This window comes from Microbacterium marinilacus, assembly GCF_019753765.1.
Lineage (GTDB): Bacteria > Actinomycetota > Actinomycetes > Actinomycetales > Microbacteriaceae > Microbacterium > Microbacterium marinilacus.
In genome coordinates this window covers 18,413-43,116 of record NZ_JAIJZW010000001.1, presented here as the reverse complement: position 1 = coordinate 43,116, position 24,704 = coordinate 18,413, and the positions used below count along the sequence as shown (strand labels likewise).

The following is a 24,704-nucleotide window of genomic DNA, read 5'->3' as shown; positions in this document are numbered from 1 at the left end:
GGTGTCGGGCGCGGGGGGCGGGCGTCCTTGCAGATGACTGGCGGACGCCCCGACCCTCACGGGATCGGGACGTCCGCCTCGGCGTGGTCCGGGTTCGGTCAGTTCAGACCGGAGTAGGCGTGCAGCCCCTCGAAGAACATGTTCACGATGGTGAAGTTGAAGATCACGGCGGTGAAACCGACGATCGACAGCCACGCCGAGCGGGTGCCCCGCCAGCCGCGCGTCGCGCGGGCGTGGATGTAGCCGGCGTAGAGGACCCAGATGATGAACGTCCAGACCTCCTTGGTGTCGAAGCCCCAGTAGCGACCCCAGGCGTCCTGCGCCCAGATGGCGCCGGCGATGAGGGTGAACGTCCAGAAGATGAAGCCGATGATCGCGAAGCGGTACGCCAGCCCCTCGAGCGCCTCGGCGCTCGGCAGCGTCCGCAGGAACGAGCGCTTGGGCTCGGCGTCCGCGGCGAGCGCGAGGCGCTCCCGCCGCGCCTGCATCAGCTGCAGCACCGACAGCGCGAACGCCAGGGCGAGGAACGCGGTCGCCAGCGACGCGACGAACACGTGGATGACCAGCCAGACCGACTTCAGCGGGTCCATCAGCGGCACGATCTGCACGTAGAACGACAGCGTGGCCGCCCCCAGCAGGACGGTGACGAGCCCTGTCATGAAGGTGCCGAGGAAGCGCAGGTCGCGCCAGAACAGCACGCCCAGGTACACCGCCGTGATCAGCAGCGTGCCGGTCATGGCGAACTCGTACATGTTCGACCACGGCACGCGCCCCGCGGCGATGCCGCGCAGGACGGTCCCGCCGAGGTGCAGCAGGAAGGCGATCACGGCGAGCGACGTGCCGATCCGGCCCATCACGAAGCGCCTCTCCGCGGGCGCCGCGCCGTCTGCCGACGAGCCGTTGAGGGTCGCGCCCGACGCGGTGCGGGACGACGAGCCGCCGACGGCGGAGCCGACCAGCTGTCGCGCCGCGTCCTGACGCTCCAGCGACTGCTGCGAGCGCCGCGCCAGATCGAACGCGTACGCCATGAACGACAGCGCGTACACGGCGATCGCCGTCCAGATCAACAGCAGCGAGATCTCGTCGATCGTGAGCGCGTCGGGATGCATGCGGCGATTCTACTGCGCGTCGAACTCGTGCTTCCTGAGACTCGTCAGTCGCGCAGCGCCTGCAGGTGGCGGCTGCGGATGTCGTCGATCGCCGCCGCCAGCGTCGGGTCCTCGCCCCTCGCCAGCGCCGCGTACTCGATCCGGATGCCGGTCCCGTCCGGCGTCGCCTTCACCCAGACGCGACGCCGCGGCACGAACAGCGCCGTGAGCAGCCCGAGCACCGCCAGCACCGCGAACGCGAGCACGAAGACGGCCGAGCCGTCGCGGTGGCTCTGCAGCGACACGAACCGCTTGACCGACTCGCTCAGGCCCACCTGGGCGAGGTCGGCGTCCTCGGGCGTCTCGTCCTCGAACGTGATGGTGCCCATGCCGTTCGGCAGGTCGGCGGACTCCCCGGGCGCGAGCTCGATCGAGTCGACGTCGGTGCCCACCCCGGTCAGCTTCTCCATGCCCGTCGGATCGAGCGTGTACACGTTGCGGGGGGTGCCGTCGTCGATGCCCAGGTCGCCCGAGTAGACGTCGAGGGTGAGGACGGGGTTGATCAGGTCTCCGAAGACGGAGGCGAAGGCGCCGTTGCCGGCCTCGAGCTGGGTGGGATAGAAGAACCCGACCAGCCCCAGCTGCTCGGCGAAGCCGTCCGGCACCTTGATGACGCCGAGGGAGGTCATGTTGGCGTCCTGCGGCAGGAAGGGCACCGACGCCTGGTACTGGATCTCGCCGTCGGCGTCGCGCAGCGTCACCGTCGGCGCGTATCCGTTGCCGAGCAGGTAGACGCGCTCGCCGTCCACGTCGAGGGGGTGGTTCACCCGGACCGACTGGGCGCTGTCCGTGCCGTCGGGCTCGCGGATCGTCACGTTCGCCGAGAAGTCGCCGGCCTGACCCGCGCCGCTCTCGCCCACCGGCTGGTAGGTCACGTCGAACGAGTCGAGACGCATGGCGTACGGCGCGAGCGCGTCGTCGGACACGAAGCGTCCGCGGTTCATCGACGAGTAGTCGATCAGCGCGTTCACGACCGTCTGCCCCTCGATGACGACGCGCTGCCCCGTGTAGGCGAAGCCGCCGCCGATGCCCACCGCCAGCAGGACGCCGACGAGCGAGGCGTGGAAGACGAGGTTGCCGGTCTCCCGCAGGTAGCCGCGCTCGGCCGAGACCGAGAACGAGCCGCGCGAGTCGTACCGCTCGACGCGGTAGCCGGCGGAGCGCAGCTGCGCCTCGGCGAGGTCGACCGCATGGGCCGCGTCGTCGCCGTCCCCCTCGACGCGCTCCTCGAGATGGTCGGCGAGGCGTGTGAGGCGGGCAGGCGTGCGCGGCGGGCGAGCACGCAGCGCCTTCCAGTGGTGCTTGGTGCGGGGCAGGATGCAGCCCACGAGCGAGACGAACAGCAGGATGTAGATCGCCGAGAACCAGGCCGACTGGTAGACGTCGAACAGCTGGATCGCGTCGAGCACCGGGAACAGGTCGGGGTTCTCCGACTCCCACTGCGTCACGCCGTTCGGGTTCGCCATCCGCTGCGGGAAGATCGAGCCGGGCACCGCCGCGATCGCCAGCAGGAGGAGGAGGATCAGCGCGGTGCGCATGCTCGTGAGCTGGCGCCAGCCCCAGCGCAGCCAGCCCACCACGCCGAGCGCGGGCTGGTTCACGCCGCCGTCGGCGTCGCCTCCCCCGTCGACGTGATCGGACGGGCGCAACGGCTCCGATCCGTCGCGGGCGACGTTCGGTCGAGCGCGCTTCGCGCTCGTGTCGGGCCTCTCGTCAGAGCGGGAGCGGGACATTCAAGAACACCCCCTGCAGGCGGGTCATGATCAGGCTCCACACGCCCGACACCATCAGCGTGCCGAGCACGACCAGCAGCACGCCGCCGACGATGTTGACGACGCGCACGTGCCGGCGCAGGAAGGTGAGCGAACGCGTCGCCCAGCCGAAGCCGAGCGCCACGAGAAGGAAGGGAAGGCCCAGTCCGAGCGAGTACGCGAGACCGAGCAGGGCGGCACGACCGGCGTCGCCCTGGTTGTACGCGATCGTCATGATCGCCGCGAGCGTCGGGCCGATGCACGGTGCCCAGCCGAGGCCGAGCGCGATCCCCAGCAGGGGCGCCCCCACGAGCCCGAGGTTGCCGCGCAGCTGCAGCTTGGCGGTGCGCTGGGCGAAGCCGAAGAAGCCGATGAAGACGAGGCCGAGCAGGATGATGACGGCGCCGAGCACGCGCATCACGATGTCGCCGTAGAGCAGCGAGAAGCGGTTCATCGCACCGCCCGCGACGCCCCCGAGCACGATGATCGAGACGAACACCAGCGTGAAGCCGGCGATGAACAGCAGCACCCCGCCGAGCAGGCGGCCGCGTCCGGCGAGCGCGTCCGAGCCGGTGCCGCGCGGCGAGACCGAGCCGGAGATGTAGCCGAGGTACCCGGGCACGAGCGGGAGCACGCACGGCGACAGGAAGGAGATCAGCCCGGCGAGCAGGGCGATCGGGATCGCCGCCCACAGCGCGCCGTCGACGACGAGCGCCCCGGGGTTCACGCGCCCGCCCCGTCGGCGCGCGATGGCATCACGAGGTCTCCTCGAGCATGTCCTTCACGAGCGTCGACAGGATCGATGCGCCCTTGATCGGACCGAGGATGCGCGCCGCGACGCGCCCCTCGCGATCCAGCACCAGCGTGGTCGGGGTCGCGCTCACGGACGTCACGGATGCGAACGCGAGCTTCACCGTGGCGTCCTGCGCGTCGATGAGACTGGGGTAGGTCACGCCGTTGTCGCGGGCGAACGCCCGTGCCGTCTCGGCGCCGTTGCTGATGTTGACGCCCACGAACTGCACGTCCTCGCCCTGGAAGTCCTGCCACACCGCTTCGAGGTCGGGGGCCTCGACGATGCAGGGGCCGCACTCGGCGTACCAGAAGTTGACGACGACGACCTTTCCGGCGACGTCCTCGCTCGACAGCGGCTCGCCGTCCTCGGTGGTGCCCGACCATACGACCGGCTCGTCGCGCTCTGCCGGCGCGATCTCGTCCACGGCGTACTCTCCGGCGATGTAGCCGGAGTTGCCGCCCTCGAGGTACTGCTGCGTGACGGGGTCGGCGGAGCATCCGGCGAGTGCGACCGCGAGCACGGAGATCAGCGCGGCGCCGGCCCGGCGAGCGCCTCGACCGGCGGCCCGGCGCGAGCCTCGGACGGGCGGTCGAGCGGCGGGGCGGGCGACGGGAGGCACGCCCCCGATTCTACGTTTCCGCCTATGGCGGGGCTGTGCGCGAGCCGAATGCGCTCAGACCGCGCCGACGTCGACCGCGCCCTGCGTCTGCGCCGGCTCGGCGTAGGACACCTCGCGCCACACGTCGCCCACGCGCTCGAACGAGGTCACGCTCGACAGCGCGCACCGGCGCGTCCGGGGATCGTGCTGCAGCGGCAGGCCGGCGACCGAGAGGTGGGTGAGCCAGATCGGCGCCTGGTGGGAGACGATGACGACGTCGCCCGCCCCCTCGCCCTCGGCAGGCGTCGCGTGCCACACCTCGTCCAGCGCGGCGCGCATCCGCTCGACCACCTGCGCATACGGCTCGCCCCAGCTGGGCAGTGCCGGGCGACGCAGGTGGTACCAGTTCCACGGCTTGCGGAGGGCACGGCTCATCCGCATCCCCGCGAAGACGTTGGTCGGCTCGATGACCCGCTCGTCGAGCCGCGGCTCGAGGCCGAACAGCTCGGCGAACGGCTCGGCCGACTCCTGCGTGCGCTGCAGGGGCGAGCAGAGCAGCGCGCCGACGGGCCGTTCGAGGCCGCGCACGTGCTCCGCGGCGGCCAGCGCCATGCGGCGCCCGTCGTCGCTGAGCCGGAATCCGGGCAAGCGTTCGTAGAGCACACGACCGGGGTTGTAGACCTCGCCGTGACGCACGAGGTGGATCCGTTCGGCCGACACGCTCCCATCCTACGGAGAGCGCCGTCGACGCGGTTAGCGTGGTCGGGTGAGGTCGATACGGGTGCGGATGACGCGGCGCGCCGCCGCGTGCGTGACGGCGGCGGCGCTCGTGCTCGGGCTCGCCGCCTGCGTGCCGGAGCCGCAGGACGGGGAGGCACGGCGCGATCCCGCCCCTTCGTTCGCCGATGCCCGCACGACGCAGGTCGACGAGCGGGGGGACCGGTGGTCCGCCGCTCACGTGTCGATCGACGTGCCGCGCGACGCGGTGCGGGCGAACGCCGCGAACATCACCGTGGGCGATCCCCTCGGAGAGGCCGACTCGGGGATCGCCCGCGAGCTGTTCGGGACGCCGGTGCGGATCGAGACGCCGACGGTGCTGTCGCAGCCCGCCTCGCTGTCGTGGGACGTCTCCGACCTGTCGTCCGCGGCGGCCTCGGCCGCGACCGCCGTCCGGTGGGACCGCGATCTGCGCGTGTGGCGCCCGTCGCCCGATCCGGTCTCCGTCGAGGACGGCCGTTTGACCGTGGCGGCGACCGAGCCGGGGATCGTGTCGTGGGCGGCGCCGGTGCTCCAGACGATCGCCGACGCGGAGGATCAGGACGCCGCGGCGCCGTCGTGCACCGATGCGGCGCTGCCGTCGTGGGCCGGTGCCTTCGCCGACCCGGACGCGGCGCGACCGGAGTCGGCGATCGCCGCCTGCCGGGAGGCCCACCGGGACGACGTGCTGACCGTCCGCACGGTGAACCGCGACGACACCGCCCGCGTGCTGACGCTCGACGGAGACGAGGCGTTCGACTGGGTGACGCGGGACTCGTCGCTGACAGCCTTCTGGCAGACGGCCGCCGGGCTGGTCGACGACGACGGCACCGTCCTCCTGCCTCCCGGCGCCGAGGTCGCGACGGGCATCGACGAGGCCGGCCGAGCATCCGCCCGGATCGACACGCGGACGGCGGCGCTCGACCTGCTGTCGGCGTTCTCGGCCCACGTGTCGTTCGGCGAGGTGTCCGACCGGCACGTCTCGGCCCTGGTCGAGACCTTGTCGGGCTGCGTCGCGGGCCCCGCCCCGCTCGCCGACGCCGCATCGGTGACCGCGCTGGGGCTGACCCTCACCGCCTGCGCCCAGGACCTCACCGATCCCGACTCGGACGCGTCGGGCACCCTCTCCGAGAACGCCGGAGCCGGCGAGGAGTCCGCCGCGGACACGCAGGGCGAGCGCGCCGTCGCCGCCGCGATCCGCGTCGCCGCCGCGGGCGCGTTCGACGAGATCGCGGCCGCGCGGTCGGAGGCGCTCATCGCGGCCTCGGCGTCGCCCCTCGGCGGCGCGTCATGGGCGGTGCTGCCGAGCGGAGGCGGCGGCGACCTAGGGTCGTGGACGCCGACGTGCACGGACGCGGAGTCGGACGCCTCGGCCCTCTACGCGGTGCTCGCCGGCCGTCCCGAGGCGGCCGAAGCCTCGTCCCTCGCCGACCTGCCGGGCTGGCGCACGGACGCGGCGGACGCCGTCGCTCCCCTCGCCTCGTGCAGCCCGGACGAGCGGGCGCGCTTCGCGGCGCAGCTGCCCGACCTCTGGCCCGACCCCGACGCGGCTCTCGCGCCCGTCGAGGCCCTGGCCGGCCTCGGCCTGGCGCTGCTGTCCTGCGAAGACCTGTTCACGCTGACCGCCCCGGTCTCCGGCGGCTTCCACACGCTGCGGGGCATCTCCGCGTCGGGCACCGGCCGCGTGGCCTGCGGGTGGTCCGCCGAGGAGGGGCGCTCCATCGACGACGCCGACCTGCCGTCGTACGTGCAGGTGTGGGTGTCGCACGAGAACGCCGACGCCGACGAGGTGACGCGCCGCCGCACAGAGGCCAGCGCCGGCGAGCTCGGCCTCCAGGAGTCGGACGTGCTGGACGCCGCGGGCGGCTTCGTGGTCGGCGCCTACGTCCCCACCGGGCTCGAGCTGGAGTCGTGGCTGCCCGGCTACCGCATCGCCGTCACGACGACCAGCGGAGACGACCCCGCCCAGTGGCGCATGTCGGAGGCAATCGCCGCCGTCGAGGCGATCGCCACCGCCCTCACCGACGACTGACCCGGGCACCTCGCCAGACGGCCTTCGGCGAGGCGTTCTTCACATATGTCCTCGAATAGGGATAGACATACTCCTATCCCGACTCTTTCGGAAAAGGACGCACGCTATGGAATTCACGGAACGACTGAACGCGCTCGCTCTCAAGGTCGAGAACCAGAAGAACGCGATCAAGACAGAGGAAGCCACGAAGACGGCTTTCATCATGCCTTTCATCTCCTCGGTCCTGGGCTACGACGTGTTCGATCCGATGGAGGTCGTGCCTGAGTTCACAGCAGATGTCGGCATCAAACGGGGCGAGAAGATCGACTACGCCATCCTCCGCGACGGCGAGGTCCAGATGCTGATCGAGTGCAAGCTCTCGAGCCTCAAGATCGAGCATGCGTCGCAGCTCTACCGTTACTTCGCGGTCACCAACGCGCGCATCGCCGTTCTCACGAACGGGGAGGTGTATCACTTCTACACGGACCTCGACGCACCTAACCGCATGGACTCGAAGCCGTTCCTCGTCCTCGATCTCGCTGACCTCGACGAATCGCTGGTGCCCGAGCTCAAGAAGCTGACGAAGGAGAACTTCGACCTCGAGTCGATCGTCAATGCCGCGGAGGAGCTCAAGTACGTCGGCGCCATCAAACGTTCCATCGCGGAAGACTTCAGAGAACCAGCGCCGGAATGGGTCAAGTACCTCACATCGAAGGTGTACGACGGGTCGTTCACCCAGAAGGTGCGTGACCAATTCCGTCCGCTCGTCCAGAAAGCACTGAAGCAGTTCCTCAGTGACCAGGTGAACGACAGACTCAAGACCGCGCTCGGCGCAGGTGGATACAGCGCCGTGGAGGCGGCACCGGCGGAGGCGGTGTCCAGCCCTCCGGTCGCCGAAGCGGACCTCGACCGTGACACCGAGATCGAGACGACTCTCGAAGAGCTGGAGGGATACCAGATCGTCAAGGCGATCGCGTGCAGTGAGGTCAAGCCGCAGCGCATCGCTCATCGCGACGCGAAGTCCTACTTCGCCATCTTGCTGGACGACAACAATCGCAAGCCGATCGCTCGACTGCACTTCAACGGCAAGAGTCAGAAGTACATCGGTCTCTTCGACGCCGACAAGAACGAGACGCGCGAGCCGATCGACGCCCTGGACGACATCTACCGCTTCGCCGGCGCGATCCGTGAACGCGTGCGCGCATACGAGGACTGAGCCGAACCACGATCGAGCGGCCTGATCGTTCCGCTGAGCCGTAATAGTCACCGACGACTGACCCGGGCGTCCGCCAGCGAGGCGGGGCGGCTCACTCGGCGGCGGGGTCCCGCCGCTCGCGGCGGATGGCGACGACCCGCGCGACCACGAACCAGACCACGGCGATCACGACGACAGCGATGACGATGTTCTGGAAGACGTCCATGTACTGCTCGACGATGTGCCAGGACTCGCCGAGATACCAGCCGACGAGCACGAAGATCGTGTTCCAGATCAGGCTCCCCGCGGCGGTGAGCAGCGTGAACCGCCACAGGGGCATGTGCACCACGCCTGCCGGTATCGAGATCAGACTGCGGAAGATCGGGACGAACCGGCCGAAGAACACCGCCTTCCCGCCGTGCCTCTCGAACCAGGCCACCGTGCGATCGACGTCGTCGACCTTCACCAGGGGCAGCTTGCCCGCGACCCAGCGCAGGCGCTCCAGCCCGAACCACGCGCCGAGGCCGTAGAGCAGCAGAGCACCGACGACCGAGCCGACCGTCGTCCACAGGATCGCCTCCCAGAGCGCGAAGGATCCGCGCGAGGCGGCGAGACCGGCCATCGGCAGGATCGCCTCGCTGGGCAGCGGCGGGAACAGGTTCTCGGCGGCGATCGCCACGCCGGCGCCGTAAGGGCCGATCACGTCCATCAGCCCTACGACTGCATCCACCAGCGCGGAGAGCCAGGATCCGTCGGCGGCCGTCGTCTCGGTCGTCATGCGGGGAGGGGCCTTTCGGTCGGCGTGCGTCGATCATCGTGCGAGGTCCGCCTCGACGCTACCGGCACGTCCTCTCGATCCCCTGGGTGCCGTGCCGGCCCGCGGTGGGCCGGGCCCGGCCACGTAGACTTGGCGAGTTCCGTCACGCCCCAGGAGGACTCCTCGTGCTTCGCACCCACACCGCCGGCTCTCTGCGCGCCGAGCACATCGGTCAGACCGTCACCCTCACGGGCTGGGTCGACCGCCGTCGCGATCACGGCGGGGTGGCGTTCATCGACCTGCGCGACGCCTCGGGCATCGCCCAGGTGGTCATCCGCGACGAGGCCGTTGCGCACCCGCTGCGCAGCGAGTTCGTGCTGAAGGTCACCGGCGAGGTCGGCCGTCGTCCCGCCGGCAACGAGAACCCGAACCTCCCGACCGGCGAGATCGAGCTGGTCGCGAACGACGTCGAGGTGCTGAACGAGTCCGCACCGCTGCCCTTCCAGGTCTCGGGGGGCGCGGACGCCGACCCGATCGGCGAGGAGGCCCGGCTCAAGCACCGCTACCTGGACCTGCGCCGCCAGGGACCGGCGAGCGCGCTCCGCCTGCGCTCGCAGGTCTACAAGGCGATCCGCGACGTCCTGCACGAGCGTGAGTTCGTCGAGGTCGAGACCCCGACCCTGACCCGCTCGACGCCCGAGGGCGCGCGCGACTTCCTCGTGCCGGCGCGCCTGCACCCCGGCAGCTGGTACGCGCTGCCGCAGAGCCCGCAGCTGTTCAAGCAGCTGCTGATGGTCGGCGGCGTGGAGAAGTACTACCAGATCGCCCGTTGCTACCGCGACGAGGACTTCCGGGCCGACCGTCAGCCGGAGTTCACGCAGCTCGACATCGAGATGAGCTTCGTGGACCAGGAGGACGTCATCGAGATGATGGAGGACGTCATCAAGGCCATGTGGGCCACGATCGACGTCGACGTGCAGACGCCGCTGCCCCGCATCACCTACGCCGACGCGATGGCGAAGTACGGCTCTGACAAGCCCGACCTGCGCTTCGGCCTCGAGCTCGTCGAGGCGACCGACTACTTCCGCGACACCCCGTTCCGGGTGTTCCAGTCGGAGTACGTCGGCGCCGTCCTGATGCCGGGCGGCGCGAGCCAGCCCCGCAAGACGCTCGACGCGTGGCAGGAGTGGGCGAAGCAGCGCGGCGCCCGCGGCCTCGCGTACGTGCTGTTCAACGAGGACGGCACGCTCGGCGGGCCGGTCGCCAAGAACCTCTCCGAGGCCGAGCAGGCGGGCCTCGCCGAGCTCGTGGGCGCCCAGCCCGGCGACTGCGCGTTCTTCGCCGCCGGCGCCACGAAGGCCTCGCGCGCCCTTCTGGGCGCCGCACGCGTCGAGATCGGCCGGCGCCTGGACCTGCTCGACCCGGACGCCTTCGCGTTCACCTGGGTCGTCGACGCGCCGATGTTCGAGCCCGCGGGCGACGCGGTCGCCTCTGGCGACGTGGCCGTCGGAGCCGGTGAGTGGACGGCGGTGCACCACGCCTTCACGGGCCCCAAGCCCGAGTTCGAGGACACGTTCGACACCGACCCGGGATCCGCCCTCGCCTACGCGTACGACATCGTCTGCAACGGCTCCGAGCTGGGCGGCGGGTCCATCCGCATCCACCGCGAGGACGTCCAGAAGCGGGTGTTCAAGATCATGGGCATCGACGAGCAGGCGGCGCAGGAGAAGTTCGGCTTCCTGCTCGACGCCTTCAAGTTCGGCGCCCCGCCCCACGGCGGCATCGCGCTCGGCATGGACCGCGTGCTGCAGCACCTGACGAAGACCGACTCGATCCGCGAGGTCATCGCGTTCCCGAAGTCGGGCGGCGGCTTCGACCCGCTGACCGAGGCTCCGGCCCCGATCACGCCGGAGCAGCGTGCCGAGGCGGGCGTGGACGCCGAGCCCGAGGCCGAGCCCGCCGACGCCTGACGCCGCACGCCGCCGCCGCGCGCGGTAGCCTCGCCTCGTGGATGCGGACATCGTCGTCGTCGGGGCTGGGCTGGCGGGCCTGGCAGCCGCCGCTGAGGCCGCCGACGCCGGCAGGAGCGTCATCCTGGTCGACCAGGAGGGCGAGCAGAGCCTCGGCGGGCAGGCCTTCTGGAGTCTCGGCGGGCTGTTCCTGATCGACAGCCCCGAGCAGCGCCGCATGGGCGTGCGCGACTCGCTCGAGCTCGCACGACAGGACTGGTTCGGATCCGCGCAGTTCGACCGCCCGGAGGACCGGTGGCCGCGCGCGTGGGCCGACGCCTACCTCGACTTCGCCGCGGGCGAGAAGCGCGCATGGCTGCGCCAGATGGGCCATCGGATCTTCCCGGTCGTCGGCTGGGCGGAGCGGGGCGACGGAACCGCCGGCGGGCACGGCAACTCGGTGCCGCGTTTCCACATCACCTGGGGCACCGGGCCCGGCGTGGTCGAGCCGTTCGAGCGGCGGGTGCGCGCGCACGCGCAGTCGGGCCGCATCCGTCTCGCCTTCCGCCATCGGGTCGACGCGCTGGTCGTCACCGACGGCGCCGTCACCGGCGTGCGCGGAGCCGTGCTCGAGACGAGCGCCGTCGAGCGAGGGCGTGCCTCCAGCCGGGCAGAGATCGGCGAGTTCGAGCTCGGCGCCGGGGCGGTGATCGTGACGTCCGGCGGCATCGGCGGCGACCACGACCTCGTGCGCGCGGCATGGCCGGAGCGGCTCGGCGCTCCCCCGCGCACGATGGTGAGCGGCGTGCCCGCTCACGTCGACGGTCGCATGCTGCGGATCACGCAGGACTCCGGCGCCAGCGTCATCAATCCCGATCGGATGTGGCACTACGTCGAGGGCATCCGCAACTGGGACCCGATCTGGGCGAATCACGGCATCCGGATCCTCCCGGGCCCGTCGTCGCTGTGGCTGGACGCCGCCGGCCGAAGGCTGCCCGCTCCCTACCATCCGGGCTTCGACACCCTCGGCACGCTGAGGCACCTGCGGGGCACGGGCCACGACTACTCGTGGTTCGTGCTGACCCAGCGGATCATCGAGAAGGAGTTCGCCCTGTCGGGCTCCGAGCAGAACCCGGACCTGACCGGCCGCGACCTCCGGCTGCTGCTGCAGCGGCTGAGGTCGGGCGCGCCGGGCCCGGTCGAGGCGTTCAAGGAGCACGGCGAGGACTTCGTCGTCGCCGACGAACTGCATGACCTCGTCGCCGGGATGAACAGGCTGGCCCGCCTCGACCCGGAGGGGCCCGAGCTCGACGAGGCCTCGCTGCGACGGATCATCGAGGAACGCGACCGGGAGATCGCCAACCCGTTCTCGAAGGACGCCCAGGTGACCGCCGTCCGCGGCGCGCGGAACTACCGCGGCGACAGGCTGATCCGCACCGCGCGACCGCACCGCATCCTCGATCCGAAGGCGGGCCCGCTCATCGCGGTGAAGCTGCACATCCTGTCGCGCAAGACCCTCGGCGGCCTCGAGACCGATCTCCGCGGCCGCTGCCTGGTGCCGTCGACGGACGGTTCGGGCACGCCGATCTCCGGCCTGTACGCCGCGGGCGAGGTGGCCGGCTTCGGCGGCGGCGGGATGATGGGCTACAACGCGCTGGAGGGAACGTTCCTCGGAGGGTGCCTCTTCTCGGGCCGCACCGCCGGTCGAGCCGCGGCGAGCGAGGTCTGAGCGCTCAGACCTCGAAGTCGATCGCCGCGCGCACGTCCGTGCGGATCGAGGCGATGTACTCGATGACCTCCACGTGAGCCGGATGCGTCGCGTACGCCTCGACGGCCGCGAGGTCGTCGAAGTCGCCGACGATCGCGATGTCGGCGTTGCGATCGTCGTCCAGGGCGTTGGCGTGCACGTCGAGCTCGCGCACCCCCGGCACGACGCCGACGAGGGCGCGCACGCGACGGCGGGACTCGGCGAACTGCTCGGCGCGCTCGGCGGGGTCGGTCGAGGCGAGCTGGAACAGCACGATGTGGCGGATCATCAGGGTCTCCGATCGGTCAGGCGGTCTGCGTCGCAGCCGCGTCGAGCAGCGCGGCGCGCAGGCGGTCGGGAGCGACGCGCCAGTGGCCGTGCAGTCGGTCGTCGATGAGCACGACCGGGATCTTCTCCCACCACTGATCGAACAGGGCAGGGTCGTCCTGGATGGAGGCCTCGCGCACCTCGACCGCGTCGGCGACGTCGTCGGGGAGCTCGGCGAGCACCTGGTCGATCACGTCCCGCGCGACATCGCAGAGGTGGCAGTCGGGCTTCCCGATCAGGGTGAGCGCGGTCACGTCACTGCTCGACGGCGTAGCCGGCCTCGCGCCACGCGCTCGTGCCGCCGGCGACGTTCGTCACCTCGTAGCCGCGCTCGCTCAGCGCCTCGACCACGCGTCCCGAACGTCCGCCGAGCTCGCAGATCACGTCGAACGGCTCGGCCGGGAGGTCGCCCACGCGCTCGCTCAGCTGCGACATCGGGATGTTGATCGCACCCGGCACGTGGCCGGCGTCGAACTCGTGCACCTCGCGGACGTCGACGAGCGGCACATCCTGGCGGGCGTGAAGGTCCTGGACCGAGATCTCGTTCATGCATCCCATACTGGTCGTTGATCGAGCCGAAGGCGAGCCGGCGGGTACGCCGCGCGCAGAAGGCCCTCGGATACCAAGAACGCCGGCCCGATCGGGGCCGGCGTCACTGGCTGCGTCCGCTTACTTCTTGTTGCGGCGCTGGTGGCGAGTCTTGCGAAGCAGCTTGCGGTGCTTCTTCTTCGCCATGCGCTTGCGGCGCTTCTTGATGACAGAACCCACGGAAACCTCACAATGTCAGGGGGTTGGACGTCGAGCATGCGGCGTCCGGGATCGGGCACAGCGGAAGCGTGCCTTCGGGACAGTTTACCCTATGCCGCCCGCACAGCAGACGAGAGGGCGGAGTCGCTCAACCGACGTCGGCGATCGGGCGCTGCAGGGCCGCGGTCACGGCCGACTCCGGCACGCGGTAGCTGCGCCCGAAGCGCACGGCGGGGAGCTCACCCGCGTGGACGAGACGGTAGACCGTCATCTTCGACACGCGCATGATGTCTGCGACCTCGGCGACGGTCAGGAACCGCACGTCCGGCATCTCGGGCACAGGGCCTCCCCCTCTTGAGCTGGAGTTCACTTTAGGGGGTTTCCGGGTCGGATGTAAACCCGCGTGACCTCTGTTGCCGGTGTGACGAGGCGCGTCATGGCGCGGAAAACCTCCCCGTCGGCCCGACGCGCGCCACGCGCGCGGGCGACGGGGAGGCGTCCGTGCGCGGCCGTGCCGCGCCGGCCTCGTCCGGGTCAGCCGAGCGCCGCGGCGCCCGCCTCCGCGACCGTCTGGTCCTGCTCGCCCGAGCCGCCGCTCACGCCCAGCCCGCCGACGACCACTCCGTCGCGCAGCAACGGGACCCCGCCGGCGAAGATCGCGACCTTGCCGCCGTTGGTGGTGTGGATGCCGAAGAACTGCTGAGTCGGCTGGGAGTTCTCGCCCAGGTCCTTCGTCTGGATGTCGAAGGCGCGCGACGTCCACGCCTTGCTGATCGAGATGTCGATGCTGCCGATCCACGCGCCGTCCTGACGGACGTGCGAGATCAGGTTTCCGCCGCCGTCCACGACGGCGATGTTCATCGGCTGGCCGATCTCCGTCGCGCGAGCCTCGGCGGCGGCGATGATCGTGCGGGCGTCGGCGAGGGTGAGGGAGCTCATGTGGGATGCCTTCCTTTCGTGGGATCCGGCTGCGTGGAGCCGGCGATCATGGCCGACGCTCAGACGCCGAGGTAGCCGTTGGGGTCGAGGACGTACTTCGTCGCCGCTCCCGCGTCGAACTCGGCATACCCCTGAGGGGCGTCCTCGAGCGGGATGGCCGTGGCGTTGACCGCCTTCGCGATCTGGACGCGGTCGTGCAGGATCGCCTGCGAGAGCTGCCGGTTGTACCGCATGACGGGGCACTGGCCGGTGGTGAAGGACAGCGACTTGGCCCACGCGGTGCCGAGGCTCAGCGACAGCGAACCGCGCCGCGCCGCCTCGTCGACGCCACCGGGGTCCCCCGTGACGTACAGACCGGGGATGCCGACCGCGCCGCCCGCGGCGGTGATGTCGAAGATCGAGTTCAGCACCGTCGCCGGCGCCTCCTCCGCCTTCGCGCCGTGACCGTGTCCGCGCGCCTCGAAGCCGACCGCGTCGACGGCGGCGTCGACCTCGGGCACCCCGAGGAGCTGTTCGAGCTGGTCGGGCACGGCGCCCTCTCCCACGTTCACGGTCTCGCACCCGAAGCTGCGGGCCTGCGCCAGCCGTTCGTCGTTCAGGTCGCCGACGATCACCACCGCCGCGCCGAGCAGCTGCGCGCCGGCCGCGGCAGCGAGGCCGACCGGGCCCGCGCCGGCGATGTAGACGGTCGAGCCGACCTCCACCCCCGCCGTCACCGCGCCGTGGAAGCCGGTCGGGAAGATGTCCGACAGCAGCGCGAGGTCGAGGATCTTCTCGAGCGCGCGATCGCGGTCGGGGAAGACGAGCGCGTTCCAGTCGGCGTACGGCACGAGCACGTAGTTCGCCTGTCCGCCGACCCATCCGCCCATGTCGACGTAGCCGTAGGCGCTGCCCGGCCGGTCGGGGTTGACGTTGAGGCAGATGCCCGTCTTGCCGCTCTTGCAGTTGCGACAGCGGCCGCACGCGATGTTGAACGGCACCGAGACGATGTCGCCGACCTTCACGAACTCCACGCCGGGACCGACCTCGACGACCTCGCCGGTGATCTCGTGGCCGAGCACGAGGTCGACCGGAGCCGTGGTGCGACCGCGCACCATGTGCTGGTCCGACCCGCAGATGTTCGTGGCGATCGTGCGGATGATCGCCGCGTGCGGCAGCTTGCGCCCCACGTTGGCCGGGTTCACGCCCGGGCCGTCCTTCAACTCGAAGGTGGGATAGTCGATGTCGATCACCTCGACCTTGCCGGGGCCCTTGTATGCGACAGCCCTGTTCGATGGCATCTTTGCCTCCTGGTCAGCAGAGTCCCGAGCCGGTCGCCCGGTGACGGCGCCTGGGTGACGGCACCGCGCCCATCGTCACGCGCGCGACGAGGCGGCCGCACCACCGGCGAGGGTGGGCCCGGCTACCCGAACGGGTAGTGACGCGACGCGATGCGCGCCGTTAGCATGACGACGTGGCGGGCGACGAGGCACGGTCGCGCCTGGGCATCGACGACCAGGACGCGTTCCTCGGCAGCGTGCTGCAGGTCCTCGCCGCTCGCAGCGAGGACATCGCCGTGGTCCTGTCGGACGTGCTGTCCGGGCTGCTTCCGAACGCCGCCGTCACGATCCTGGCCGACGACCGCGTGGCCGTGCCGCACCCGGGATCCGGCACGCCGTCGCTCATCGGGGCGATCCCGCTGGGCGAGCTGATCGGCGTGCGCGACCGCCTGGAGCCCGCCAGCTGCGCGCGCGGCAGGCTCTTCATCGACGGGGCGATCCACGGCACGTGGGCCGCGCGCGCCGACTCCGGCGAGCTGCTGCTCGCGGTGGACCCCGCCGCGGCCTCGGAGGCCGACGACCTCGCCCTCGCCCTCTGGCGCATCGCCGCGCAGCTGCTGCACCGCGCGGCACGAGAGGCGTCGCCGCGCTTCCTCCACCTCTCGCGCACCGCGATGGCGATCCGCACGCAGGCGATCGACGAGCTCACCGACCTCCACCTCGCGAGCCTCGAGTCGATCCTGTCGGCGCTGCGTTCCCGCAGGCTGTCCGACCGCGGCGCGCGCGACGCCGCCATCCGCCTCGCCGCCGACGCCGTCGTGCAGCTGCACACCGCCACCGACCGCCTCCGCACCTTCGACGAGGAGCCCGTCACCCAGGCCTTCCAGCGCCTCCGCGACGACCTGCGACCGCTGACGCGGCATCGCGACATCGACGTGCAGCTCGTCGAGCCGCCCGTCGACGGCCGCCCCCTGCCGCCCGAGATCGCACACGGCGCCCGCGCGGTGGTCCGCGGCGCGGTGCTCGCCCTGATCGAGCAGCCGACCGCACGCCGGGTGCGGGTGCAGTGGGACTGCGACGGCGCCAACCTGCTGATCGACATGCGCGACGACGGCCCCGGCACGCTGACGGCCGACGACGCCCTGCTGCAGCCGCTTCAGCAGCGGGTCGTCGCGATGCACGGCCGGATCTCGATCGAGCCGACGCCGGGATGGGGCACCGAGCTGTCGGTCGTCATCCCGTTGGATCCGCCGATCGCGCACGGCTCGGCGCACGCGCTGCCCTCCCTCAGCGACCGCGAGAGCGAGGTGCTCGACCTGATGGTGCAGGGCTGGCGCAACGACGCGATCGCGGAGACGCTGGGGATCAGCGTCAACACCGTCAAGTTCCACACCTCGAACGTGTTCCGTGCGCTCGGGGTCTCCTCGCGCGCCGAGGCGATCGCGGCGGCCGTCGCGGCGGAGCACGGCAGCTCGCTCTCGTGAACGCATGCCGCGCGGCTCACGCGCGGCGGAAGGCTATGCGCCGAGACGCTTGAGCGCCGACTGCACCACGTTCTTCGCCGACGCGGCGGCGCGCCCGACGGCCTCGGCGGCACGGGCGGCGGACTCGGGGAGCTGGGCCGCGCCGAGCTCGGCGACGTCATCGAAGTCGCCCTCCTCGACGAAGAACGGCACGAGCCAGTCGTCCACCTGCTCGAGCGGCGCGGGCGACAGGCTGTAGAAGCGGTGCTGGCCCTCTTCCCGGACCGACACCAGCTCCGACTCGCGCAGCACCTTCAGGTGCTTCGACACGGTCGGCTGGCTGACACCGAGGTCGGCGACGATCTGCGACACGCTGGTGCCGGTGTCTCCCTCCGACGAGCGCCTCAACAGCAGCTGCAGGATCTCGCGCCTGGTGCCGTCCGCGATCACGTCGAAGATGTCCGCCATGGGCATAGGGTAGCCCGGCGCGCGCGGGAGTACCATGTCACGCGGCCCCGGAGCGCCGGCATGTCCGGCTGCGGGGACGGCCGACCGACCATCGGCGGCTCATCGAAGGGGGATGCATGGCGCCGACCGCGTCGTCCGTGCCGCGAGAGGCATGGAACCGCTTCGGCCGCGGAGTGGGCGGGTTCTTCCGCGACTTCGCGACGTCCTCTCCGTCGCGATTCGCGATCCTCGTCTTCGCGACGCTGATCCTCATCTTCACGGCGCTGCTGTCACTGCCGATCGCCGCCAGCGACAGGCAGGTCACCCCGCTGTCGGACGCGCTCTTCACGGCGGTCTCCACGATCTGCGTGACAGGCCTGTCGACGGTGGAGATGGCGTCCCACTGGTCGCCGTTCGGCAAGGTGCTGATCTTCGTGGGCGTCAACATCGGCGGGATGGGCGCGCTCACGCTGGCGTCCATGCTGGGGCTGATCGTGTCGAAGCGCCTCGGCCTGAGGGCGAAGCTGATCGCCGCCGGCGACTCGAACCCGCTGCGCTCGCACGGCGGTCCCGTCAGCGAGAGCCAGACCGTGCGACTCGGCGAGGTCGGCCAGCTGCTGCGGACCGTCGCCCTGTCGACGATCATCATCGAGGCCGGTGTGGCGGTGCTGCTGTACCTGCCGATCGTGCGCGCGGGCTACGGCTGGCTGGACGCCCTCTGGCTGGCGCCCGAGTACGCGGCCATGGCGTTCACCAACACCGGCTTCACCTTCAACGACCGGGGCCTCGAGGCGTTCCAGCACGACTACTTCTTCATGACGGTGCTGATGGGCGGCGTCTTCCTCGGCAGCATCGGCTTCCCGGTCATCTACGCGCTCTCCAAGCAGCTGCTCGAGCCACGCCGCTGGGCGCTGCACGTGAAGCTCACGCTCGTCACCACGGTCATCCTCTTCGTGCTCGGCGCCGGCGCCTTCCTGATCCTCGAGTACGGGAACCCGGGCACGCTCGGGTCGCGCGACGCGTGGGACACGACCTTCCAAGCGTTCTTCCTGTCGGCGATGACGCGCTCCGGCGGGTTCTCGGTCGTCGACATCAGCGAGCTGAACGGATCGTCGCTGGTCGTCGGCTCCATGCTGATGTTCGTCGGCGGCGGGTCGGCGTCGACGGCCGGCGGCATCAAGGTGACCACGCTGGCGGTGCTCGCCCTCGCAGTGTGGTCGGAGGCCAAGGGGCGTCAGAGCGTGGAGGCGTTCGGGCGCCGCATCCCCAGCGACGTGCAGCGCGTGGCGGTGGCGGTGCTCGCCTGGGGCGCCACGATCGTCGCGCTCGCCACGATCGTGATCGCCCAGATCACCAAGGCGCCGATCTCGGACGTCCTGTTCGACGTCATCTCCGCGTTCGCCACCGTCGGCCTCTCCACCGGCCTCACCGCCGAGCTGCCGGATTCGGCCTCCTACGTGATGGCGGCCACGATCTTCATGGGCCGCGTTGGTACAGTCACTCTCGCCGCGGCGGTCGCCGCGACGTCCCGGTCGCAGCTGTACTCGCTGCCCGTCGAAAGGCCGATCGTTGGTTGAGCAGATCCGCAGCGACGCCCCGGTGCTCGTGATCGGGCTCGGACGCTTCGGCGCGGCGTGCGCCGGCGAGCTGGACCGGCTCGACCGCGACGTGCTCGCGATCGACGAGGACCTCGGCCTGGTGCAGAAGTGGTCGGATCGCGTCACCCACACGGTGCAGACCGACGCGCGCAACATCGAGTCGCTCAAGCAGATCGGCGCGCAGGACTTCCAGGTCGCCGTGGTCGCGGTCGGCTCGAGCATCGAGGCGTCCGTGCTGATCACCGCGAACCTGGTCGACCTGAAGGTGCCGCAGATCTGGGCGAAGGCGGTCTCGCAGTCGCACGGCAAGATCCTCGCCCGCGTCGGCGCGAACCACGTCATCTACCCGGAGCGCGAGGCCGGCGAACGCGTCGCGCACCTGGTCAGCGGCCGAATGCTCGACTTCATCCGCTTCGACGACGACTTCGTGCTGGCGAAGATGTACCCGCCGAAGTTCGTGCGCGGGGTCGGCCTCAACGACTCGGGAGTGCGCACCAAGTACAACGTGACGGTGGTGGGCGTGAAGAGCCCCGGCAAGCCGTTCCGGTACGCGGAGGCGAACACGATCGTCACCAATCACGACCTGATCATCGTCTCCGGCACGAACGTCGACGTGGAGCGGTTCGCGGGCCTCGACCGCTGACGCGGGCGCAGGACGCCTCCTTGGCGCGTCGGCCGGTTCCGCGAGGCGGCTGAGAGGTGCCCCTTCGGCGGGCCGGCCGCGGAGCCAGCGCACCTCATCACATCGGGCGGCGGGTGTCAACCGTTCCCGGTCCGGGGGCGATGACGGGGAGACTCGAAGCCCTCGGACGACCTGCGCCGAGGTGATGTCGAGGAGACGCCCCGCCCCATGCCGCACCCCACCAGCGACGCGCCCGGCCACGATCTGAGGGACTACGCGCCGATCGGCGACGGGCGGACGGTGGCCCTCATCGGGATGCGCGGACAGATCGACTGGATGCCGCTGCCCGGCATCGACGACCTGCCCATCTTCGGGCGCCTGCTCGACGACGACGCCGGCGGATGCATCGAGCTCGAGCCGGTGGGCGACTACAAGGTGCGACGCCGCTACCTCGCCCGCACCAACGTGCTCATCACCACCTTCATGACGGAGACCGGTCAGGCCACCGTGACCGACGCGCTCGTCACCGGCGTCGCGGGGCGGCTGCCGTGGGCCGAGCTGGCGCGCCGTGTCGACGGACTCGACGGGGAGGTCGAGTTCCGTTGGAGGGTGCAGCCGGGCACGTCGCTCAAGACGGCTGCGCCCTGGTACGACGACGGCGGGGGGCGCAGCATCCTGCGCTCCGGTCTCACCACCATCGGCGTGACCGGCACCGGGCACGGCCCCTCGCCGGTCGGCTCGGGCGACGGCGAGGGCCCCGGGCTCGGCGGAGGGTTCCGGACCGCCCCGGGCAGCCGGCACCTCCTCGTCGTCGTCGGGACGCACGACGAGCCCATCCACTTCCCCGACCCGGCCAACGTCGACCGCGGCATCGACCGCACCGTCGACGCCTGGAGGACGTGGTCGAAGGAGTTCTCGTACGACGGCCCCTGGGCCACGCACGTGCAGCGCAGCGCCCTCATGCTCAAGCTGCTCATCCACAGCCCCACCGGAGCGATAGCCGCGGCCGCGACGACGTCGCTGCCGGAGAGCCTCGAGGGCGGCAAGAACTGGGACTACCGGCTGGCGTGGGTGCGCGACCTCGCGTACACCCTCGAGGCGCTGATCGGCTTCGGGCTGCGCGAGGAGACGCACGCGGCGATCTCGTGGCTGCTGCGCACCATCCGGGAGAACGGTCCCGACCTGCACGTCATGTACACGCTCGACGGGGGCCTGGACGACGGCGTCCGGAAGTACGACGTGCCCGGCTGGCGGGGCATCGGCCCGGTCGTCACGGGCAACCCCGCCCACGGTCAGCTGCAGCTCGGCGTGTACGGAGACCTCTTCGCGATCTGCCGGGCCTACGTGGACGCCGGAAACGCGCTCGACGTGGCCACCGGCCGGATGCTCGAGATGTTCGCCGACAAGGTGTGCGACCTGTGGCGGAACCCCGACTCGGGCATGTGGGAGCTGCCGGAGGTGCGGCACTACACCTCGTCCAAGATGGGCTGCTGGCAGGCGCTCCGCGACGCGGCGCACCTCGCCGAGCTGGGCCAGGTGCCGGGCAGCAGCGCCCGGTGGGAGGCGGAGGCAGAGCTCGTCCGCGCCTGGGTCGACGAGCACGGCTGGTCGGAGTCTCGCGGCGCGTACGTCATGGCACAGGGAAGCCGAGACCTCGACGCGTCGGTGCTGCTCCACGCGTTCAGCGGCTTCGACCGGGGCGAGCGGATGTCGCGCACGATCGACGCGCTGACGGGCGAGCTCGGAGAGGGCCCGCACCTGTACCGCTACACCGGCATGCGCGAGGAGGAGGCGACCTTCGTGGCCTGCAGCTTCTGGCGCGCCGCGGCGCTCGTCTGCGTCGGGCGGCACGACGAGGGCGTCGCCGCGATGGACGAGCTCGTCACGACCGGCAACGACGTCGGCATGTTCGCCGAGATGATCGAGCCGGCCGACGGGTCGTTCCTCGGAAACCTGCCGCAGGCGCTGAGCCACCTCGCGCTGATCCGCTCGGCGCTCCTGATCCGCGAGCTGGTCGGCGACGACGCCGACCGGCTCTGAGCGGCTCCCCGCGCCGAGACCGAAGACCATCCATCACCAGAGGAGAGCACCATGGCACGCGACCAGTACACGTTCACCAACCCGGCCGAGCTGTACGCCCACATCGAGCCCCAGAAGGGCCACCAGCCCGAGCCGGGCCTCGACGCCGACCTGACGCCGAAGGCGGATCTCGGCGAGGACAGCTACCGGGGCACCAGGCGGCTGCAGGGCCGCAAGGCGCTGATCACGGGCGCCGACTCCGGCATCGGCGCCGCGACCGCCATCGCCTTCGCCCGCGAGGGCGCCGACGTCGCCATGTCCTACCTGCCGGAAGAGGAGGAGGACGCCGCGCGCATCGCCGGCATCCTCGAGGACGCCGGCGTGACCGTCCTCGCCCTCCCCGGCGACCTGCGCAGCAAGGACTACTGCCGCGACCTCGTCGCCAAGACGGTCGAAGGCCTCGGCGGCCTCGACATCGTCGTGAACAACGGCGGGAAGCAGGTCTTCAACGAGGACATCACGACCCTGGACGACCAGCAGTTCGACGACACGTTCACGACGAACGTCGACGCGATGTTCTGGATCACCAAGGCCGCCGTCCCGCACCTTCCGGGCGGCGCCGCCATCATCAACACCACGTCGATCCAGGCCTACTCGCCGTCGGACATCCTGGTCGACTACGCCTCGACGAAGGCCACCATCAACGCGTTCACGAAGGCGCTGGGCCAGCAGCTGGCACCGAAGGGCATCCGCGTCAACGCCGTGGCGCCCGGGCCCATCTGGACGCCGCTGCAGGTCTCGGACGGCCAGCCGCAGGAGAAGGTGGCGCAGTTCGGCGAGGACACCCCGCTCGGCCGCATGGGCCAGCCCGCCGAGCTCGCGCCCGCCTACGTCTTCCTCGCCTCGGCGGAGTCGAGCTACGTGATCGGCGAGACGCTCAACGTCAACGGCGGCATGCCGACCCCCTGACCTCGCCCGGCAGGAGGAGAGGCCCCGCGCTCGAAGGAGCGCGGGGCCTCTCGGCACCCGTCGTCAGCGCGACACCGGCTCGGCGTCCGCCGTGTCCTCCGCGGCGGCGCGTGCACGCGAGCGGGCGACGATCCGGTTGCGGATCGAGAACACCAGCACGACCGCGAGCAGCGCGTACAGCGTGATCGCGATGGGCCCGTGGACGAGGACCGAGAAGTCGCCGTTCGCGCTCATGGCGGCGTCCCGGAGACTCGTCTCGGCGAGCGGCCCGAGCACCATGCCGATGATGAGCGGCGCCAGCGGGAAGTCGAGCGCTCGCATCAGGAACCCGAGCAGCCCGACGCCGAGCAGCATGAGCAGGTCGAACGTCGACCCCGACGTGGCGTAGATGCCCAGCGCGCAGAACACCGTGATGCCGGCGTACAGGTACGGGCGCGGGATGAGCAGCAGCTTGGCCCACAGCATCGCGAACGGCAGGTTCAGGATCAGCAGCACCACCATCGCGATGAAGAAGCTCGTCAGCAGCGACCAGACGAGGTCGGGCGCGCGGTCGAACAGCAGCGGGCCGGGCTGCAGCCCGTACTGCCGGAACGCCGCGAGCATGATCGCGGCCGTCGCCGAGATCGGGAGGCCGAGCGCGAGCAGCGCTCCCATCGCCATGCCGGTCGTCGAGTTGCCCGCCGCCTCGGGGGCGGCGAGACCGCGGATGGCTCCCTTGCCGAACATGGGCTCCTTGCGGCGCGCGTCGAGCCGCTTCTCCAGCCCGTAGGCGAGGAAGGTCGGGATCTCCGAGCCGCCGGCGGGCACCACGCCGAACGGCAGCCCGATCGCCGTGCCACGGAACCATGCCGGTGCCGCCTCCTTGAGCTCGCGCCGGCTCAGCCATGGACGGCCCGAGGGACGGATGAGCGGCTTGTCGGTGGCGTGCCGTTCGAGACAGGCGACGTAGATCACCTCCCCCAGCGCGAGGATCGCGACCGTCACGGTGACGAGCGAGATCCCGTCGAACAGGTTCGGCGAGTCCATCGTGAACCGCGGGGCGCCCGAGACGCCGTCGACGCCGATCACCGCGATCCCCAGGCCGATGAAGAGCGACGTGAGGCCCTTCACGACGTTGTCGGTGACGACCGAGGAGGTGGCGGCGAACGCGAACACCGCGAGCGCGAAGAACTCCGCCGGCCCGAACCGGCTCGAGAAGTCGGCGAGGGCGGGCGCGACGAAGACGACCACGATGGAGGCGATGAAGCCGCCGATGAAGGCTCCGATCGCGGCGGTGGCGAGTGCCTGCGCCGCCCTGCCGTTCAGCGCCATCCGGTGCCCCTCGAACGTCGAGGCGATGGCCGACGCCTGACCCGGGGTGTTCATCAGGATGCCCATGGTCGAGTCGCCGAAGAGACCGCCGAAGTAGACGCCGGCGAACATGATGAACGCCGCCGTGGGGTCGAGCGAGAAGGTGACGGGGAGCAGAAGCGCCACCGCCATCGACGACCCGAGCCCGGGGAGGACGCCGACGGCCGTGCCGAGGAGGCACCCCACGAGCACCCAGAGCAGGTTGGCGGGGGTGAGCGCGCCGGCGAAGCCCTCGCCGAGGAGCTGAAGAGCATCCATG

24 protein-coding genes are annotated in these 24,704 nt (G+C 70.9%); 9 read left to right on the top strand and 15 right to left on the bottom strand.

Translation table 11 applies throughout. The features are described from left to right. Positions 1-98: 98 nt before the first annotated feature. Genes ccsB through K5S26_RS00190 form a run of 5 tightly spaced genes read right to left on the bottom strand, consistent with a single transcriptional unit; the run spans position 99 to position 5,010 of the window. Positions 99-1,109 carry a c-type cytochrome biogenesis protein CcsB gene (gene ccsB / locus K5S26_RS00210; protein ID WP_221854889.1) on the bottom strand — a complete coding sequence of 337 codons (1,011 nt, stop codon included), beginning with the start codon at positions 1,107-1,109 and terminating at the stop codon, positions 99-101. A 44-nt stretch (positions 1,110-1,153) separates the two neighbouring features. Continuing rightward, positions 1,154-2,881, bottom strand: a complete 1,728-nt coding sequence (gene resB, locus K5S26_RS00205; protein ID WP_221854887.1) for a cytochrome c biogenesis protein ResB — start codon at positions 2,879-2,881, stop codon at positions 1,154-1,156. Further along, positions 2,862-3,626: a cytochrome c biogenesis CcdA family protein gene (locus tag K5S26_RS00200; protein WP_221854886.1), complete on the bottom strand. Its 765-nt coding sequence runs from the start codon at positions 3,624-3,626 to the stop codon at positions 2,862-2,864. Before K5S26_RS00200 ends, resB begins: the two co-directional genes overlap by 20 nt. Positions 3,627-3,654: 28 nt before the next feature. Beyond that, entirely contained in the window at positions 3,655-4,311 is a 657-nt protein-coding gene (locus K5S26_RS00195) for a TlpA family protein disulfide reductase (protein ID WP_308122703.1), read from the bottom strand. 54 nt (positions 4,312-4,365) lie between these two features. Beyond that, positions 4,366-5,010, bottom strand: a complete 645-nt coding sequence (locus K5S26_RS00190; protein WP_221854885.1) for a histidine phosphatase family protein — start codon at positions 5,008-5,010, stop codon at positions 4,366-4,368. A gap of 67 nt (positions 5,011-5,077) precedes the next feature. On the opposite strand from K5S26_RS00190, the gene K5S26_RS00185 reads away from it, so the two are divergent. After that, positions 5,078-7,078, top strand: a complete 2,001-nt coding sequence (locus tag K5S26_RS00185; RefSeq protein WP_221854884.1) for a hypothetical protein — start codon at positions 5,078-5,080, stop codon at positions 7,076-7,078. 106 nt (positions 7,079-7,184) lie between these two features. Next, on the top strand, positions 7,185-8,273 hold the full coding sequence (locus tag K5S26_RS00180) for a type I restriction endonuclease (protein ID WP_221854883.1): 1,089 nt from the start codon (positions 7,185-7,187) through the stop codon (positions 8,271-8,273). A gap of 91 nt (positions 8,274-8,364) precedes the next feature. Here K5S26_RS00180 and K5S26_RS00175 read toward each other — a convergent pair whose 3' ends face one another. Continuing rightward, positions 8,365-9,030: a DedA family protein gene (locus K5S26_RS00175; RefSeq protein WP_221854882.1), complete on the bottom strand. Its 666-nt coding sequence runs from the start codon at positions 9,028-9,030 to the stop codon at positions 8,365-8,367. Positions 9,031-9,194: 164 nt separating this feature from the next. Between K5S26_RS00175 and aspS the strand changes: the two genes are divergently transcribed. Both aspS and K5S26_RS00165 read left to right on the top strand, forming a co-directional pair. Further along, complete coding sequence (gene aspS, locus K5S26_RS00170) at positions 9,195-10,979, top strand: aspartate--tRNA ligase (protein ID WP_221854881.1); 1,785 nt, start codon at positions 9,195-9,197, stop codon at positions 10,977-10,979. Between the two features lie 37 nt (positions 10,980-11,016). Next, the gene (locus tag K5S26_RS00165) at positions 11,017-12,687 is read left to right on the top strand and encodes an FAD-binding dehydrogenase (RefSeq protein ID WP_221854880.1); all 1,671 of its coding nucleotides are present in this window, start codon (positions 11,017-11,019) and stop codon (positions 12,685-12,687) included. 4 nt (positions 12,688-12,691) lie between these two features. On the opposite strand, the gene K5S26_RS00160 is transcribed toward K5S26_RS00165, so the two are convergent. The 7 genes from K5S26_RS00160 to fdhA form a co-directional block, all read right to left on the bottom strand. Further along, a complete protein-coding gene (locus tag K5S26_RS00160) occupies positions 12,692-12,994 on the bottom strand; it encodes a Dabb family protein (protein WP_221854878.1) in 303 nt (100 codons plus the stop codon). 16 nt (positions 12,995-13,010) lie between these two features. Then, a complete protein-coding gene (locus tag K5S26_RS00155) occupies positions 13,011-13,286 on the bottom strand; it encodes a glutaredoxin family protein (protein ID WP_221854876.1) in 276 nt (91 codons plus the stop codon). Position 13,287: 1 nt separating this feature from the next. After that, positions 13,288-13,581, bottom strand: a complete 294-nt coding sequence (locus K5S26_RS00150) for a rhodanese-like domain-containing protein (RefSeq protein ID WP_221854874.1) — start codon at positions 13,579-13,581, stop codon at positions 13,288-13,290. Between the two features lie 120 nt (positions 13,582-13,701). Next, the gene (locus K5S26_RS00145; protein WP_003792170.1) at positions 13,702-13,800 is read right to left on the bottom strand and encodes a 30S ribosomal protein bS22; all 99 of its coding nucleotides are present in this window, start codon (positions 13,798-13,800) and stop codon (positions 13,702-13,704) included. Positions 13,801-13,927: 127 nt separating this feature from the next. Beyond that, entirely contained in the window at positions 13,928-14,119 is a 192-nt protein-coding gene (locus K5S26_RS00140) for a helix-turn-helix domain-containing protein (protein ID WP_221854872.1), read from the bottom strand. Positions 14,120-14,313: 194 nt separating this feature from the next. Then, positions 14,314-14,718, bottom strand: a complete 405-nt coding sequence (locus K5S26_RS00135) for a GlcG/HbpS family heme-binding protein (protein ID WP_221854870.1) — start codon at positions 14,716-14,718, stop codon at positions 14,314-14,316. A gap of 59 nt (positions 14,719-14,777) precedes the next feature. Next, positions 14,778-15,998 (bottom strand): formaldehyde dehydrogenase, glutathione-independent, encoded by a 1,221-nt coding sequence (gene fdhA / locus K5S26_RS00130; protein ID WP_221854868.1) that lies wholly within the window; start codon positions 15,996-15,998, stop codon positions 14,778-14,780. Positions 15,999-16,171: 173 nt separating this feature from the next. Here fdhA and K5S26_RS00125 point away from each other — a divergent pair, with 173 nt between their 5' ends. Then, the gene (locus K5S26_RS00125; protein ID WP_308122702.1) at positions 16,172-17,461 is read left to right on the top strand and encodes a LuxR C-terminal-related transcriptional regulator; all 1,290 of its coding nucleotides are present in this window, start codon (positions 16,172-16,174) and stop codon (positions 17,459-17,461) included. Between the two features lie 33 nt (positions 17,462-17,494). Here the strand turns inward: K5S26_RS00125 and K5S26_RS00120 are convergent, their stop codons facing one another. Continuing rightward, on the bottom strand, positions 17,495-17,908 hold the full coding sequence (locus K5S26_RS00120) for an ArsR/SmtB family transcription factor (RefSeq protein WP_221854866.1): 414 nt from the start codon (positions 17,906-17,908) through the stop codon (positions 17,495-17,497). Positions 17,909-18,024: 116 nt separating this feature from the next. On the opposite strand from K5S26_RS00120, the gene K5S26_RS00115 reads away from it, so the two are divergent. The 4 genes from K5S26_RS00115 to K5S26_RS00100 all read left to right on the top strand — a co-directional run bounded on the left by K5S26_RS00115 (position 18,025) and on the right by K5S26_RS00100 (position 23,095). Beyond that, a complete protein-coding gene (locus K5S26_RS00115) occupies positions 18,025-19,464 on the top strand; it encodes a TrkH family potassium uptake protein (RefSeq protein ID WP_221854864.1) in 1,440 nt (479 codons plus the stop codon). Continuing rightward, complete coding sequence (locus tag K5S26_RS00110) at positions 19,457-20,128, top strand: potassium channel family protein (protein ID WP_221854862.1); 672 nt, start codon at positions 19,457-19,459, stop codon at positions 20,126-20,128. Before K5S26_RS00115 ends, K5S26_RS00110 begins: the two co-directional genes overlap by 8 nt. A 207-nt stretch (positions 20,129-20,335) precedes the next feature. Then, a complete protein-coding gene (locus K5S26_RS00105; protein WP_221854860.1) occupies positions 20,336-22,147 on the top strand; it encodes a glycoside hydrolase family 15 protein in 1,812 nt (603 codons plus the stop codon). 51 nt (positions 22,148-22,198) lie between these two features. Beyond that, complete coding sequence (locus K5S26_RS00100) at positions 22,199-23,095, top strand: SDR family oxidoreductase (RefSeq protein WP_221854858.1); 897 nt, start codon at positions 22,199-22,201, stop codon at positions 23,093-23,095. 63 nt (positions 23,096-23,158) lie between these two features. Here the strand turns inward: K5S26_RS00100 and K5S26_RS00095 are convergent, their stop codons facing one another. Further along, positions 23,159-24,703 (bottom strand): tripartite tricarboxylate transporter permease, encoded by a 1,545-nt coding sequence (locus K5S26_RS00095; RefSeq protein ID WP_221854856.1) that lies wholly within the window; start codon positions 24,701-24,703, stop codon positions 23,159-23,161. Between the last annotated feature and the right edge of the window lies 1 nt (position 24,704).